Annotated in this window: 14 protein-coding genes; 12 read left to right on the top strand and 2 right to left on the bottom strand. The window is 70.0% G+C overall.

All coding sequences use genetic code 11. The features are described from left to right. Positions 1-101 precede the first annotated feature (101 nt). Positions 102-644 carry an N-acetyltransferase family protein gene (locus tag AC1PMG_RS13680; protein WP_481109241.1) on the bottom strand — a complete coding sequence of 181 codons (543 nt, stop codon included), beginning with the start codon at positions 642-644 and terminating at the stop codon, positions 102-104. 132 nt (positions 645-776) lie between these two features. Here AC1PMG_RS13680 and AC1PMG_RS13675 point away from each other — a divergent pair, with 132 nt between their 5' ends. Continuing rightward, on the top strand, positions 777-1,739 hold the full coding sequence (locus tag AC1PMG_RS13675; RefSeq protein ID WP_481109240.1) for a YwqG family protein: 963 nt from the start codon (positions 777-779) through the stop codon (positions 1,737-1,739). 27 nt (positions 1,740-1,766) lie between these two features. Here AC1PMG_RS13675 and AC1PMG_RS13670 read toward each other — a convergent pair whose 3' ends face one another. Continuing rightward, the gene (locus AC1PMG_RS13670) at positions 1,767-2,624 is read right to left on the bottom strand and encodes a 23S rRNA (adenine(2030)-N(6))-methyltransferase RlmJ (protein WP_481109239.1); all 858 of its coding nucleotides are present in this window, start codon (positions 2,622-2,624) and stop codon (positions 1,767-1,769) included. 236 nt (positions 2,625-2,860) lie between these two features. Between AC1PMG_RS13670 and AC1PMG_RS13665 the strand changes: the two genes are divergently transcribed. From AC1PMG_RS13665 to AC1PMG_RS13615, 11 genes are all read left to right on the top strand, one after another. Beyond that, a complete protein-coding gene (locus AC1PMG_RS13665; protein ID WP_481109238.1) occupies positions 2,861-4,807 on the top strand; it encodes a diguanylate cyclase in 1,947 nt (648 codons plus the stop codon). A 91-nt stretch (positions 4,808-4,898) separates the two neighbouring features. Next, positions 4,899-5,609 (top strand): two-component system response regulator CreB, encoded by a 711-nt coding sequence (creB, locus tag AC1PMG_RS13660; protein WP_481109237.1) that lies wholly within the window; start codon positions 4,899-4,901, stop codon positions 5,607-5,609. A 1-nt stretch (position 5,610) separates the two neighbouring features. Continuing rightward, positions 5,611-7,053 carry a two-component system sensor histidine kinase CreC gene (gene creC, locus AC1PMG_RS13655; RefSeq protein WP_481109236.1) on the top strand — a complete coding sequence of 481 codons (1,443 nt, stop codon included), beginning with the start codon at positions 5,611-5,613 and terminating at the stop codon, positions 7,051-7,053. A gap of 228 nt (positions 7,054-7,281) precedes the next feature. Next, entirely contained in the window at positions 7,282-8,601 is a 1,320-nt protein-coding gene (gene creD, locus AC1PMG_RS13650; protein ID WP_152246690.1) for a cell envelope integrity protein CreD, read from the top strand. 22 nt (positions 8,602-8,623) lie between these two features. Further along, positions 8,624-9,055 (top strand): hypothetical protein, encoded by a 432-nt coding sequence (locus tag AC1PMG_RS13645; RefSeq protein ID WP_267112681.1) that lies wholly within the window; start codon positions 8,624-8,626, stop codon positions 9,053-9,055. A gap of 383 nt (positions 9,056-9,438) precedes the next feature. After that, positions 9,439-10,044, top strand: a complete 606-nt coding sequence (locus AC1PMG_RS13640) for a GNAT family N-acetyltransferase (protein WP_481109235.1) — start codon at positions 9,439-9,441, stop codon at positions 10,042-10,044. Continuing rightward, on the top strand, positions 10,041-10,925 hold the full coding sequence (locus tag AC1PMG_RS13635) for a carbon-nitrogen hydrolase family protein (protein WP_481109234.1): 885 nt from the start codon (positions 10,041-10,043) through the stop codon (positions 10,923-10,925). Before AC1PMG_RS13640 ends, AC1PMG_RS13635 begins: the two co-directional genes overlap by 4 nt. A 165-nt stretch (positions 10,926-11,090) precedes the next feature. After that, positions 11,091-12,497 (top strand): glutamate--tRNA ligase, encoded by a 1,407-nt coding sequence (gltX, locus tag AC1PMG_RS13630; protein WP_481109233.1) that lies wholly within the window; start codon positions 11,091-11,093, stop codon positions 12,495-12,497. A 16-nt stretch (positions 12,498-12,513) separates the two neighbouring features. Next, positions 12,514-13,002, top strand: a complete 489-nt coding sequence (locus tag AC1PMG_RS13625) for a transcriptional repressor (RefSeq protein ID WP_017907264.1) — start codon at positions 12,514-12,516, stop codon at positions 13,000-13,002. 319 nt (positions 13,003-13,321) lie between these two features. Further along, positions 13,322-13,576 (top strand): hypothetical protein, encoded by a 255-nt coding sequence (locus tag AC1PMG_RS13620; protein ID WP_481109232.1) that lies wholly within the window; start codon positions 13,322-13,324, stop codon positions 13,574-13,576. Positions 13,577-13,588: 12 nt separating this feature from the next. After that, on the top strand, positions 13,589-14,446 hold the full coding sequence (locus AC1PMG_RS13615) for a hypothetical protein (RefSeq protein WP_481109231.1): 858 nt from the start codon (positions 13,589-13,591) through the stop codon (positions 14,444-14,446). Positions 14,447-14,470 lie beyond the last annotated feature (24 nt).

Here is a 14,470-nt window from a genome sequence, read left to right as displayed (position 1 = left end):
TCGGGACCCGGGACCCGTAAGAGCAGGAGCTGAAGCTGCCTGCGGAGCGCTGGCTTTTTCCGGTCCCGGGCCCCGGGTCCCGGGTCCCGGGTCCCGAGTTTTCAGTTGCCCAATTCCAGCACCACCCGCACCAGGTCCGGATTGTCCGGATGCGGCATGCGCTGGAAGCCCAGCGACTCGGCCAGCTGCAACATCGGCACGTTGCGTTCGAGCACATCGCCGTAGAGGCGATCCAGGTACTTGCGGCGTGCCCACTTGACCAGCTTGCGCATCAATTGCCGGCCCAGGCCCTGGCCGGAGACGAAGCTGCTGACCAGGATCGCGTACTGCGCCTCGCGGGTGCCGGGGGTGATCGCGGCGCGCGCCACCGCGCCGACCACGGCTTCGCCCGGCGGCAGCGGCTCGGCCGCGACCAGGATCAGTTCCGACTTCGGATTGGGATGGGTGAGGCGTTGCGCCATGTCCTCGGTCAGTTCCTGCGTCGAATGCAGGAAGCGCTCGCGGATCTCGGTCGGCCCGAGCAGGCCGAAGGCACCTTGCAGCGGCGCGCTGTCCTCCGGCCGGATCGGACGGATCAGCAGTTCGCGCCCACTGGGCAGGGTGAAGGTTTCATGCCACGGAGGCATGCGGTTGCGGGTAGCCATGGCCGTATGATCCTCGACGAAGCCTGGATTCTCGCATTACCAAAACCTTACGCCCGTGAACGCAGCGTCCTGCCGATGTGCCGTTCGGGTGGTCTTGCTAGAGTGGCGCTTCGTTCAAGGGAATGCGCGACGATGAAGACATCGCATGCCGTGGCCGTCTCCGCGGCGATCGGGCTGGGCCTGGCCACGCTGCTGGTGGGGCTGCTGGTGGGCGGTGGCAGGTGGCTGCTGCGCGTGCAGCACCACGACACGCCGACCGCCACCACTGCCGCTCCAGTCGCCGATGCGGAGCAACTGGCGACACAGGCATTGGCCCCGTACCAGGCGCGGCTGCAGGCCACGCGCCGGCCGGTGGTGCAACTGCGACTGCGGCCGATGGCGCAGGACGATCGCATGGCCAGCAAGGTCGGCGGGCGCCCCTATTGGACTGGCGACAAGCCGTATCCGCATGCGGCCGATGGCCAGCCGCTGGCGTTGCTGGCACAGATCGATCTGGCGCGGATGCCGCCGCTGCCCGGCTACCCGCCCCAGGGCATGCTGCAGTTCTTCATCGGCGGCGACGATTTCTATGGCGCCAACTTCGGCGGTGCGCGCAGCGACCTGGCCGCGCTGAGCGAGCAACGCAATTTCCGCGTGGTGTACTGGCCGCAGCCACAGGCGTCGGCGCGGCAGGTCGAGGTGCCGTTGCCGGCCGCCGAGACGCTGCCGTTCGATCCGGCGCGGCCGCGGGCGATGCAGTTCGATGCCGGTGAGGAAACCATCGGCAGCAGCGACGTGCGCTTCGAGCAGGTGCTGGGAAAGCCGCTGGAGGAGGTCGCCGCCGCGTACGCCAAGCGTCACGCGGTGCCGCAGGATGCGCTGGACGACGCGCTGTACGACACGCTGAACCGGAGCGGGAACAAGCTCGGCGGCTACCCGGAGTTCACCCAGCAAGACCCGCGTACCCTGCAGGACAAGCAGGTCCTGCTGCTGCAGTTGGACAGCGACGAGGAGATGATGTGGGGCGACAGCGGCGTCGCCAACTTCTTCATCGATCCGGACGACCTGCGGCGCGGCGATTTCAGCCGCATCGCCTACAACTGGGATTGCTTCTGAGCGCGCGCGTGCGCCGCCCCACGCACCTCACGCCTCGCGCTTGAGCCATTCCAGGCGCGTGCTGGCACCGGCTTCGCCCAGGTGCGCCTTCAGCGGCGGCAGCGCCTGTGCCAGCGTCTGCTCGAACTGCCAGGGCGGATTGAGCAGCAGCATGCCGCTGCCGTTGAGCCGCAGCGGCGAATCGTCCGGGCGCACCTGCAGTTCGGCGACCAGCGCCGACGTCACCGGCAGGGCCGCGGCCTTGCGGAAGAATGGCTGCAGGCTGCGGCGCTGCTTGATCGGGTACCACACCGCGCACACCGCCTGCGGCCAGCGGCTCAGCGTTTCGCGCAGCGCGGCCACGATCAGCGGGTACTCGGCATCCTGCGCCTCGTAGGGCGGATCGATCAGCACCAGCCCGCGGCCGATCCGGTTGGCCCCGGACTTCGGCGGAAGGAATGCCTTGATCGCCGCATAGCCATCGCCGGCATGCACCTGCACGCGGCGGTCGTGGGCGAACAACGCCTTGAGTTCGGCGGCTTCCTCGGCCTGCAGTTCGCAGGCGGCCAGCCGGTCCTGCGCGCGCAGCGCCTGCGCCACCAGCAGCGGCGAGCCAGGGTAGGCGACCAGGGCGCCGACCGGATTGTCGGCCTGCACCGCGCGCAGGTAGCGCTCCACCACGTCGGGCAGGGTCGGCTGGCCCATCAACCGCAGCACGCCGGCGGCGGCCTCGCCGGTCTTGCGCGCCTCGTTGGCCGCGAACAGGTAGCGGCCGCGCCCGGCGTGTGTATCGAGCACGAAGAACGGGCTGTCCTTGCGCTTGAACGCATCGAGCAGCGCCAGCAGCACGATGTGCTTGAGGACATCGGCATGGTTGCCGGCGTGGAAGGCGTGGCGGTAATTCATCCGCGCAGTGTACGGGGCGCCACGCCGGCCGGCCACGCCTGCCGTGGTGCCGGGCAGGGCGGGTCCGCGGCCGCGGTACACTAGCCTGGCGACCGCTGGCGGCCGCACGGCGCCTGCCGGGCATGAGGCCGGAAGGTGTGGACGATGGGCCTGTGCATCCGGGCGCAGGCGTCGTCGGAGCGTTCGGGTGCGCAGTGCCGATACCGCGTGGGCGGTCGGCGGGTGCCACGGTTCGCATGCTCATCTCTTCTCCCCTGTTGCTCGGTGTCCTGGCGTTGGCGCTGCCGTTCGCCGCCTGCGGCGCTTCCCGTGCCGAAGCCGCGCCCCCGGGCGCAGCGCAGGCTGCGGCGTTCGATGCGCTGATCGAGGATGTCGGTGCGCACGGCAAGGACATGGCCGCCGACGAGCAGGCCTACCGCGTCGCGCATGCGCGCCTGCAGGCGCTGCTGCCCGCCGGCGACCCGGTGCGGCGGGCGCGCCTGGACGCCTTCGACTGCCAGCATTTTCCGCAGGGCCCGGCCGCGGCGGTGGAGCAGGCCCGGCGCGGCGAGCGCGGCGCGATCGCGCGCGCCCATGTGCAGGTGCGCCTGGAGTACCTGCTGTGCGAGACCTATGCGCTGTACAACGACGGCCAGCGCCCGGCCTATCTGCGGCCCGCCACCACGATCCTGGCGTTGACCGATGCGCACCGTTTCCCGCGCCTGCGCGCGGCGGCCCTGCGCATGCGCGCCTTCGCCGAGCGCGATGCCGGCCACTACGCCCAGTCGCTGCGTACCTTGCAGGAACTCCGCCGGCTCGACGAACAGCGCGATGGCGGCTGGGTCGCACTGCTGACCCTGATCGGCATCGCCGACGCCTACCTGGACATGGGCCTGCCGGACCTGTCGCACCAGGTCGTCGCCGAGGTCCTGCAGCGGGCCAGGCAGGGCGATGGCGGCTACATGCAGGCGCTGGCGGTGGAACGCGAAGGCGCCATCGCCGAGCAACGCGGCGATCTGCCAGCGGCACTGGCCGCCTACCTGCGTGCGGCCGAGCTGCATGGCCGGCATCCGCTGGAGGGGTCGCAGGCGTCGCTGTTGCTGCGCGCGTCACGGGTCAACGCGTTGCTGGGCAACCTGCCGCAGGCGCGGGCGCAGCGGCAGCAGGCCGAGGCGCAACTGGTCGCGATGGGCGCCACGCGGTTGATGCGCGCGCGCCGCGATTACGTCGATGCGCTGATCGCCGAGCGCAGCGGCGATGCGCGGGCCGCGCTGGCGCTGGCCGAACAGGCCGAGCAGGGCTACCGCGCCAACGGCGACCTGCGCAGCCTCAGCGACGTGCTGGACCTCAAGGCCACGGCCTTGCGCGCGCTGGCCGCCTGGCGCCAGGCACTGGATGCGCGCGAGGCGCAGATGCGCGTGCAGCAGGAACTGGATACGCGCATGCAGCGCGAGCAATCGCAGTTCCTGATCGCCGAATCGGAAAGCCGCCAACGCGACCTGGCAGCGCTGCAACTGGCGCAGAAGGCGGAAACCCAGCGTAACCGGCTGCAGGCGATGGAGCGCGAGGCGACCCTGCGGCGCGCGCTGCTGGGCGCGGCGCTGCTGTTGCTGGCGGTGCTCGGCGGGGTGTTGTTCCTGACCCTCGGGCGCCTGCGCGGCGCCCGCCGCGAAGTGCGGATCGACAGCCTCACCGGCGTCGCCTCGCGGCGCCAGGTCCTGGGCGAACTGGATACCGCGCTGGCGGCGTTGCCGCGTGGCGGGCGCATGCCGCTGTCGGTGCTGGCGCTGGACGTGGACCACTTCAAGCGGATCAACGACGAGCACGGCCATGCGGCGGGCGACCAGGTGCTGCGGTTGGTCGCCACGACCCTGCGGCAGAGCCTGCGCAGGAACGACAGCTTCGGCCGGACCGGCGGCGAGGAGTTCCTGGCGCTGCTGCCCGGCGCCACCTGTGCCGAGGCACGGGAGCTGGCCGGGCTGCTGCGCGAGGTGCTGGAGCGGCAGTCGTTCGACGCGGTCGTGCCGGGCCTGCGCCTGACCGTCAGCATCGGCATCGCCGAAGCGGGCGCCGGCGAGAGCAGCCAGGCGCTGCTGGCGCGCGCCGATGCCGCGCTGTACCGGGCCAAGCACGGCGGCCGCAACCGCGTGGAACTGGCGGCGCCGCCGGGCGCGGCCAACGCGCGCGGCGGCGGCGACAGCTGACGCGCCGCGGGTGCGCACCGGGTTACGTGCCAACCCACGACCGGTGCCGCGGAATGGCTGCACGGACTGCCGCGGCGCCCGCGCGACGGCTATGCTGCGCGCCATGTCCACGTCCGCCGCCGCCTGTGTCCTCGTGGTCGAGGACGAATCCGCCATCGCCGATACCGTGCTGTACGCGCTGCGCAGCGAGGGCTACCAGGTGCGTCACTGCCAGCTCGGGCGCGAGGCGCTGGCGCAGTTGCGCGCCGGCGGCATCGACGTGGTGGTGCTGGACGTCGGCCTGCCGGATCTGAGCGGGTTCGAGGTGTGTCGCACGCTGCGCGGTTTCAGCCAGGTGCCGGTGCTGTTCCTGACCGCGCGCAACGAGGAGATCGATCGCGTGCTCGGCCTGGAACTGGGCGCCGACGACTACGTGGCCAAGCCGTTCTCGCCGCGCGAACTGGTCGCGCGGGTGCGGGCGCGGCTGCGGCGCCCGGCGGTGGTCGTCGGCGACGCCGAGGCCGGCTGGCAGCAGCACGGCGATTTCGCCATCGATCGCGACGGCCGCCGCATCCGCTGGCGCGGTGCGGTGCTGGACCTGACCCGCTACGAGTACGCGCTGCTGGCGGCGCTGCTGCAGCGGCCAGGCGCCATCCTCAGTCGCGCGCAGTTGATGGACCGCGGCTGGGACAACAGCGCCGACAGCGCCGACCGCACCGTCGACACCCATATCAAGACCCTGCGCGCCAAGCTGCGCGCGGCCGGCGCCACCGACGATCCGATCCGCACCCACCGCGGCCTCGGCTACGCGCTGGAGGCCTGAGGTGCGGCTGGGTCTGAAGCTGTTCCTGGGCTTCTTCCTGATCGTCGGCGTGGCCGCGTTCTTCGTGATGCGGGTGTTCGTCAACGAGGTCAAGCCGGGCGTGCGCCAGGCGATGGAATCGACCCTGGTGGACGCGGCCAACGTGCTGGCGCAGATGGCTGCGCAGGATCTCAAGGACGGGCGCATCGCCAGCGGCCGTTTCGCCCGCGACCTGGCCGCGGCGCAACGGCGCGATCCACGGGCGATGGTCTGGCGTTTTCCCAAGCACAGCGTCGACTACCGCGTCACCCTCACCGATGCGGCGGGCATCGTGGTGTTCGATTCGCGCGGGCAGGACATCGGCCGCGACAACTCGCGCTGGAACGACGTGTACCGCACCCTGCGCGGCGAGTACGGCGCCCGCTCCAGTCCCGAGGCCGACGGCGACCCCAACCACACGGTGATGCACGTGGCCGCGCCGGTCTACGATCCGGCCGACCCGCAGCGGCTGATCGGCGTGCTGACCCTGTCCCAGCCCAACCGCAGCATCGAGCCGTTCATCGTCGCCAGTCAGCGCAGCATCCTGCTGCGCGGCGCCTGGCTGATCGGCATCTCGGCGCTGATCGGGATATTGATGACGTGGGGCCTGCTGCGCGGAATCGGCCGGCTCAACCGCTACGCGCAGGCGGTCAGTGCCGGTGCGCCGGTGCCGCCGCCGCCGCCACGCCGCGACGAGATCGGCGATCTCGGCCGTGCGCTGGAGACCATGCGCCGCAAGCTGGAGGGCAAGCAGTACGTCGAGCAGTACGTGCAGTCGCTGACCCATGAGATGAAGAGCCCGCTGGCCGCGATCCGCGGCGCGGCGGAGCTGCTGCAGGAGCCGTTGCCGGAACCGGAGCGGCAGCGCTTCGTGCGCAACATCGCCGAGCAGCAGCAGCGCCTCACCGAGACCATCGACAAGCTGCTGGCGCTGGCCGAGGTCGAGCAGCACGGCTGGCTGCAGCGGCGCGAACCCGTGGCGCTGGCACCATTGTGCGCCGAACTGGCCGAAGCGCTGGCGCCGCAACTGCAGGCGCGCGGCCTGCAACTGCAGGTCCAGGTGCTGGACCCGGCGCTGGCGGTGTCGGGCGATGCCTACCTGCTGCGGCAGGCGCTGCACAACCTGCTCGACAATGCCATCGCCTTTTCGCCGGAGGGTGCGGTCATCGTGCTGCGTGCCGAGCGCGGCGCCGATGCGCGCGTGCTGCTGACGGTGGAGGATGCCGGTCCGGGCATTCCCGATTACGCGCTGGAGCGGGTGTTCGAGCGCTTCTATTCGCTGGCGCGGCCGGCCACCGGCCAGCGCAGCTCCGGCCTCGGCCTGCCGTTCGTGCGCGAGGTGGCGCGCCTGCACGGCGGCGACGCCAGCCTGCGCAACCGCGACGGCGACGGCGCGGTGGCCTGCCTGGCATTGCCGCTGGCCTGAGTCGGATCGATTCGCGCGAGGGCGTGCTGGACGCGGCCTGCCGGCGTTCCCGCGTCGGGACTGAAGTCCCTCCCACAGGGGGGCGCCGCGTCGACTGGATGCCAGCTGCCAATTCCAATTCCCCAATCCCCAATCCCCAATCCCGGCTTCACACTCACTTCAAATTCGCCTCAAACCCCGCCCACGCAGCGGCCGCATCCTGGCGCCCTCCCAAGACGCGAGGCGACCATGAAGTCCCTGAAACTGCTCCTGCGATTCGCCACCATCGGCGGATTGATCCTGTTGTTGCTGATCCCGCTGCTGATGATTCGCGGTACCGTGCAGGACCGCCAGCATTACCGCGACGAAGCGGTGGAGCGGGTGTCGCAGAGCAAGGCCGGCGAACAGCGCCTGCTCGGCCCGCTGCGGGTGATCCCGTGGACCCAGGAGCGTGAGGTCGCCGTCCTCGACGCCGACGGCAAGCGGGTGACCAAGCGCGAGACCGAGACCGGCTACGTGCTGCAGGCGCCGCGGCGGCTGCAGGTCGAAGGCGAACTGAAGCCCGCGCAGCGCCACATCGGCCTGTTCAAGGTGCAGGTGTACAGCTGGCATGCGCGGCTCAAGGCCGAGTTCGACGATCTCGATTATGCCGCTGTCGATCGCCGCCAGTACGGCACGCCGTATCTGGCGATCGGCCTGCAGGACGTGCGCGGCCTGGTCGGCACGCCGAACCTGCGCGCCGACGGCCGCGCGCTGCCGCTGCAGCCTGGCTCGGAAGGGCTGGCCAACATCTCCAAGGGCGTGCACGCGGTGCTGCCGGCATTGCGCGATACGCAGCAGGGGCGGCTGACCGACCTGCACGACGTGCAGATGGAGTTCGTGCTCGACGGCACCCAGGCGCTGTCGATCGTGCCGGTCGGCGACGACAACCAGATCGCGCTGAATTCGCCGTGGCCGCATCCGCTGTTCGGCGGCCGCTTCCTGCCCAACGAGCGCCGCATCACCGCGCAGGGGTTCCAGGCGAGCTGGGCGCTGTCGTCGCTGGCGACCGGTGCGCAGGCGCAGCTGGCCTCCGGCGGACAGGATCTCGACGCCTTGCGCGTGGACCTGGTCGACCCGGTGGACGTGTATACCCAGGCCGAGCGCGCCAGCAAGTACGGCCTGCTGTTCGTGGTGCTGACCTTCGTCGCCTTCGGCCTGTTCGAGCTGATCAAGCGCCTGCCGATCCATCCGCTGCAGTACCTGCTGGTGGGCCTGGCGCTGGCGATCTTCTTCCTGCTGCTGCTCAGCCTGTCCGAGCACATCCCGTTCTGGCAGGCGTATCTGGTCTCGGCGGTGGCCTGCATCGGGCTGCAGTTCTTCTACCTGTCCGGGGTATTGCGCAGCCGCCTGCGCGCGGCCGGCTTCGCCAGCATGCTCACCGTGCTCTACGGCGCGCTGTACGGCCTGCTGGCCTCGGAAGACAACGCCTTGCTGATGGGCTCGCTGCTGCTGTTCGGCATCCTCGGCGCGATCATGTGGATCACCCGCCGGATCGACTGGTACGAACTCGGCGCGTCGCTGCGCTGAGCCACCGCGAGGAGAGCCGGACATGGTCGCGCATCGTCATCTGCATCGGCGTCTGCAGGCGCTGCTGCCGCCCGCCCTGGAGACCCATGGCCTGCATCCCGGCAACCTGCCGGGGGCGCTGGCGCGCAGCGCGCAGGCTGCGCTGGTCACCGCCGCCGATCGCGGCGGTGCCCTGTGGCTGCGCTTGAGCGAACGCAGCCGCGCCGCCCTGGCCGGCGATGCGGTGGCGTTCCTGGCCGGCGCGCTGCAGGCGCGTGCGGCCTTGCCGGGCGATGCCGCGCCGTGGCGCTACTGCCCCTGGCGCGCGGTGCGCCGCGATCCGGCCTGGGCGATGGACGTGGAGCGGTGCGGGGACACGCCTGCGCCGGGGTTCGTGACCTGGGAAGCGGAAGGCCGCGCGCGCTTGCTGGTGCTGCCGGCACAGGCCGCGCTGCTGTGCCGCTGGTGGCGCTGAGGCAGGAGCTTACGTCGATCGCCGCCATGGCGGCGGGATCGGTCGGATGGTCATCGGGCATTGACGACAGGAACACCGACGGTGGCATGGATGCCGCCATGGGGCACAGGACGTGCGGGACGCCACGCAGAGAGGCACCAAGGGCGCACGCAAGCGCATTGCCGAGGCAGCTAGCGCAAGGAGGCGCTTGTCTGACAGGACGGGCAGGACGCTCACGCAGGGAGGCGGCAAGGACGCACACGCCAAGGCGTCGCAGGCAGGGCAAGGAAGCGCCTGCATCACAGGACGGGCAGGACGCCCATGCAGGGACGCAGCAAGGAGGCACATGCAAGGGCATCGCCAGGCAGGCAGCGCCAGGGAAACGCTTGCGGTAGAGTGCACGGATGCACTCTCCGCTCTCCATTCAGCGCCTGCGCGGCGCCGGGATCGTGCCGTTCCTGGACGCGGTCGCGCAGCTGCGCATCGCGGTGTTCCGCGACTGGCCGTACCTCTACGACGGCGACCTGGGCTACGAACGCGAGTACCTGGCGGCCTATGCCGCCTCGCCCGACAGCGTGTTCGTACTGGTGCGCGACGGCGACCAGGTGGTCGGCGCCTCCACCGGGCTGCCGCTGGTCGATGATGCCGAGGCGTTCGCCGCAGCCTTCGCCGGCAGCGGCATCGACTCGGCCGAGGTGTTCTATTTCGGCGAATCGGTGCTGTTGCCGCAATACCGCGGTCGTGGGATCGGCCATGCCTTCTTCGACGAGCGCGAGGCGCATGCGCGCGCGCTCGGTCGCTTCCGGCTGACCGCGTTCTGTTCGGTGGAGCGGGCGCCCGACGATCCGCGGCGGCCGCCGGACTACCGCGGCAATGATGCGTTCTGGCGCAAGCGCGGCTATCAGCCGCAGCCGGCCTTGCGCATGCACCTGCCGTGGAACGAGGTCGACCGCGGCGAAACGCCGCATACCCTGGGTTTCTGGACCCGCGCGCTGGAGCCTGCCGCATGAAAGTCGCCGTCGCCAAGTATCCGATCGGCGCGCCCGCCGATTTCGCCGCCTTCGCCGACAAGCAGGCCGCGCTGCTCGGCGAGGCCGCGCAGGCCGGCGCGCAGCTGGCGGTGCTGCCGGAGTACCTGTCGCTGGAACTGGCCGCGACCTTCGGTGCCGAGGTGTCGGCGCGGCTGCCGGCCTCGCTGGCCGCGATCCAGGCACTGCATGCGCCGTACCTGGCCTTGTTCGCCGACCTGGCGCGGCGCCATCGCCTGCACGTGGTCGCCGGCAGCTTCCTGCTCGACGTGGGCCAGGGGCGCTATCGCAATCGCGCGTACTGGTTCACCCCCGAGGGTGGCCAGGGCTGGCAGGACAAGCTGCAGCTGACCGGCTTCGAAAAGGCCACCGGGCTGATCGACGGCGGCGAGGTACTGAAGGTGTTCGAGGCCGAAGGCGTGCGCGCCGGCGTGGCGGTCTGCTACGACAGCGAGTTCCCGCTGCCGGTCCGCGCCCAGTACGAGGCTGGCGCGCGCCTGCTGGTGGTGCCCAGTTGCACCGACACCGAGGCCGGCGCCACCCGCGTGCGCGTGGGCTGCCTGGCGCGGGCGTTGGAGAACCGCATCTTCGTGGCCCAGTCGGTGACCGCCGGCGTCGCCGAGTGGAGCCCGGCGCTGGACGTGAACACCGGCGAGGCCACGCTGTACGCGCCGATGGACGCTGGTTTCCCGGCCGACGGCATCGTCGCGCAGACCCGTGGCGAGCAGGTCTGGGCAATCGCCGAGCTGGATTTCGCCGCGTTCGAGGCCAGTCGCGCCAATGCGCAAGTAGCCAACGACCGCGACTGGCGCGGCCAACTGGCACCGGCCTTGGTGCGCGCGGAACTGAGCGGGTTCGCGTAGAGCAGGATTTTGCGCCGTCAGCAGTCCGCCCTGGCGTGGCAGGTCCTGTCCCTGGGCAAAATGCTGCTCGTACCAATCCCGAATCCCCAATCCCGAATCCCGCGCGCCGGCAGGCGCCTGCTTGGCAGGGTAAAATCGCCCGATTCCCGTCGTTTCGAGCGTTCCATGGCCTGCCGCACCCGTTTCGCCCCCAGTCCCACCGGTTACCTGCACATCGGCGGCGCGCGCACCGCGCTGTACTGCTGGCTGGAGGCGCGCCACCGCGGCGGCGAATTCGTGCTGCGGATCGAGGACACCGACCGCGAGCGCAGCACCCAGGCGGCGATCGACGCGATCCTGGAAGCGATGGAGTGGCTGGGCCTGGATTACGACGAGGGCCCGATCTACCAGACCCGGCGCCTGGACCGGTATCGCGAGGTCGCCGAGCAGTTGCTGGCGCAGGGCAAGGCCTACTACGCCTACGAGACCCGCGAGGAACTGGACGCCATGCGCGAAGCGGCGATGGCGCGGCAGGAAAAGCCGCGCTACAACGGCGCCGCGCGCGAACTGAACCTGCCGCACCGCGACGATCCGAACCGGGTGATCCGCTTCAAGAACCCGACCGAGGGCGTGGTGGCGTTCGACGACCTGATCAAGGGCCGCATCGAGATCGCCAACAGCGAACTGGACGACATGGTGATCTTCCGTCCCGACGGCTACCCCACCTACAACTTCGCGGTGGTGGTGGACGACTGGGACATGGGCATCACCGAGGTGATCCGCGGCGACGACCACATCAACAACACCCCGCGGCAGATCAATATCTACCAGGCGTTGGGTGCGCCGGTGCCGAAGTTCGCGCACATGCCGATGATCCTGGACGAGCAGGGCGCCAAGCTGTCCAAGCGCACCGGCGCGGCCGACGTGATGCAGTACAAGGACGCCGGCTACCTGCCGCACGCGCTGATCAACTACCTGGCGCGGCTGGGCTGGTCGCATGGCGACCAGGAGCTGTTCGGGCGCCAGGAGCTGATCGACCTGTTCGACGTCAAGGACGTCAATTCCAAGGCCGCGCGCCTGGACATGGCCAAGCTCGGCTGGGTCAACCAGCACTATCTCAAGAGCGACGACCCGGCGACGATCGCGCCGCAGCTGGAGTTCCAGTTGCGCAAGCTCGGCATCGACCCGGCCGCCGGCCCGGCCGCGGCCGAGGTGGTGGTGGCGCTGCGCGAGCGCGTGCAGACCCTGAAGGAAATGGCCGAGAAGGCCGAGGTCTGGTACCGCCCGCTGACCCGCTACGACGACGCGGCGGTGGCCAAGCATTTCAAGCCGGGCGCCGAACTGGCGCTGGGCAAGGCCCGCAAACTGCTGGCCGCACTGCCGCAGTGGAATCTGGATGGCGTCGCCGCCGCGCTGCACGACACCGCCGCCGCCATGGAGATCGGCATGGGCAAGGTGGCGCAGCCGCTGCGCGTGGCCATCACCGGCACCCAGGTCAGCCCCGACATCTCGCAGACCGTCTACCTGGCCGGTCGCGAGGAGGCCTTGAAACGCATCGACGCCGCGCTCATCAAGATTCCAGCGGGAAGCTGATTCCCGGGAGACCGCCATGTCCAGCAAGAAGACCGCCTGCACCGAGCCGCACCACCACGTCCACGACGCTGCCGACTTCGTCAAGGTGGTGGAGCGGGTGAGCCGCGAGCGCGGTCTGCGGCTGACCCCGATCCGCGCCAACGTGCTGCGGCTGATCGCCGAGGCCGGGCGCCCGGTCAAGGCCTACGACCTGCTGGAATGGGTGCGCGAGGGCAAGGGCGTCGGCGCCGACGCCCCGCCCACTGTGTACCGCGCGCTGGACTTCCTGATGGCCAACGGCTTCGTGCACAAGCTCGAATCGGTCAACGCCTTCGTCGCCTGCCATCACCCGAGCAGCGCCCAGCACTCGGTGCCGTTCCTGATCTGCGACCGCTGCCACAGCGCGGTGGAGCTGGAGGACCGCGACGTGGTCAGCCAGCTGGAGCAGCGCGCCAAGGCGCTGGGGTTCCAGCCGCAGGCGCAGACCCTGGAAGTGCATGGTCTTTGCGCGAAGTGCGCGGGCTGAGCGGCGCGCGCGGAATCGCAAGCCATATGTCGGCCGGGTAAATCCGCCTGACCTGAGTCGCGTTGCTGTCATGCGCGTGCCGCGCCGCGAGGCAGGCATCGTGCGAGGACGCAGACATCGCGGAAGCCAGCGGAAGCTGGCACTGCACGCGTGAACCTCAAAGCTCGACAGCGGCGCCCAACGCGACGCCGCTTGTCTACGTTTGGCGCAGCCGCTTGCCGGATGCAGGACCATAATGGCGCGGCGCGGGCGCAGTCCCGCGCGTTCCCGGCGGTGTGCCGGGTTCCTGCCGCAGGATCAGGCGCAATGGAGGATGCACATGGACAAGAACGTGCGCGTGCTGTGTTGGTTGGTGTCGTCGACGCTGCTGCCGATCGCGCAGGCGATGGCGGATCCCCCCACCGAACTCATGCAGGCGCTGCCCGCGTCGCTGATCTTCAACGACGACAACGGCAAGATCCTCGGCACGTCCGGGCCGCAGCAGCCCACCGCGTATGCCCTGGCGCAATGGGGCGCCAATCCGAACAGTTCGGATACCTTGCAGCCGGTCGTCGGCGGTTCGGGGCAGGGCTAGCAAGCGGAGAGTGTGCGTGCGCGGGTGAAGTACTACCCGCTGTACGCCGGTCATGCCAACGCCTACGAACTGGCGCAGGCCGACAACAAGTGCGCCGGCTCGGATCCGGGCAATCCGAATCCATACGATGGCGAGAAGGACTTGTTCCTGGTGACCGCCGATTCGAGGTTCTGGGGCAGTAATGCCCTGCTGGGCTTCACGCCCAGTGCGCCGCTGTCCAGCCTTGGCGCGATCCGTATGCGGGTCGGGTTGAGCAGGACCTACGAGGACGATGTCCGTTGCGGCGGGACGGCGCCCAGCGGCACCGGCTATGCCTTCAGCTTCATCCTCGGCAATACGCAGGGACAGACCCTGTTCTATCAGATCGACCTGGGCCATACCGGCGCGACCCCTGCGCAGGACCCGTCCACGCCGTGGTGCCCGCATGGGTACGAAGACACGCAGAGTCTGGACTTCTGCCTGGACGACGACATCCGCAACATGGGCGGGCAGTGGAACCTCGCCGGCACGGCGACGTCCAACGACGTCGATTTCCTGCCCAGGCTGCTGCAGGTCATCGGCAAGGGCCACACCAAGCCGGTGCGCGATAAGCAGGGTAACCCCATCAACCTGGACCGCGATCCGAGCCACTGGACACTGACGTCGGTGTACATGGGCCATATCACCCAGGGCAAGACCATCAGCACCACGATCTGGTACGAGCCCAGCGTCAAGACCTGGCCGGGTGGCACCTTCTGCAGTGCGGCAGGCACGCTGACCCAGTACACCTGCAACATGAGCGCGCAGGATGCGAACCAACTCGGATCGGGATGGGTCGCGGTCGGCAATGCCTGCTATCACCGCAACGCCGGAACATCCTGTCCGCAGTGAGGTACTGCTGCGCGTGGTTTTTCG

Source organism: Xanthomonas sp. NCPPB 2250, assembly GCF_056725265.1.
This window is presented reverse-complemented; position numbering and strand designations above follow the sequence as displayed.

Bases quoted from the DNA above. Each gene is read 5' to 3' on its own strand.
- AC1PMG_RS13670 (WP_481109239.1), bottom strand. From the start codon at position 2,624: ATGAATTACCGCCACGCCTTCCACGCCGGCAACCATGCCGATGTCCTC.
- AC1PMG_RS13625 (WP_017907264.1), top strand. From the start codon at position 12,514: ATGTCCAGCAAGAAGACCGCCTGCACCGAGCCGCACCACCACGTCCAC.
- gltX (WP_481109233.1), top strand. From the start codon at position 11,091: ATGGCCTGCCGCACCCGTTTCGCCCCCAGTCCCACCGGTTACCTGCAC.
- AC1PMG_RS13675 (WP_481109240.1), top strand. From the start codon at position 777: ATGAAGACATCGCATGCCGTGGCCGTCTCCGCGGCGATCGGGCTGGGC.
- AC1PMG_RS13620 (WP_481109232.1), top strand. From the start codon at position 13,322: ATGGACAAGAACGTGCGCGTGCTGTGTTGGTTGGTGTCGTCGACGCTG.
- AC1PMG_RS13665 (WP_481109238.1), top strand. From the start codon at position 2,861: ATGCTCATCTCTTCTCCCCTGTTGCTCGGTGTCCTGGCGTTGGCGCTG.
- AC1PMG_RS13645 (WP_267112681.1), top strand. From the start codon at position 8,624: ATGGTCGCGCATCGTCATCTGCATCGGCGTCTGCAGGCGCTGCTGCCG.
- AC1PMG_RS13680 (WP_481109241.1), bottom strand. From the start codon at position 644: ATGGCTACCCGCAACCGCATGCCTCCGTGGCATGAAACCTTCACCCTG.
- creB (WP_481109237.1), top strand. From the start codon at position 4,899: ATGCTGCGCGCCATGTCCACGTCCGCCGCCGCCTGTGTCCTCGTGGTC.
- AC1PMG_RS13635 (WP_481109234.1), top strand. From the start codon at position 10,041: ATGAAAGTCGCCGTCGCCAAGTATCCGATCGGCGCGCCCGCCGATTTC.
- AC1PMG_RS13640 (WP_481109235.1), top strand. From the start codon at position 9,439: ATGCACTCTCCGCTCTCCATTCAGCGCCTGCGCGGCGCCGGGATCGTG.
- creD (WP_152246690.1), top strand. From the start codon at position 7,282: ATGAAGTCCCTGAAACTGCTCCTGCGATTCGCCACCATCGGCGGATTG.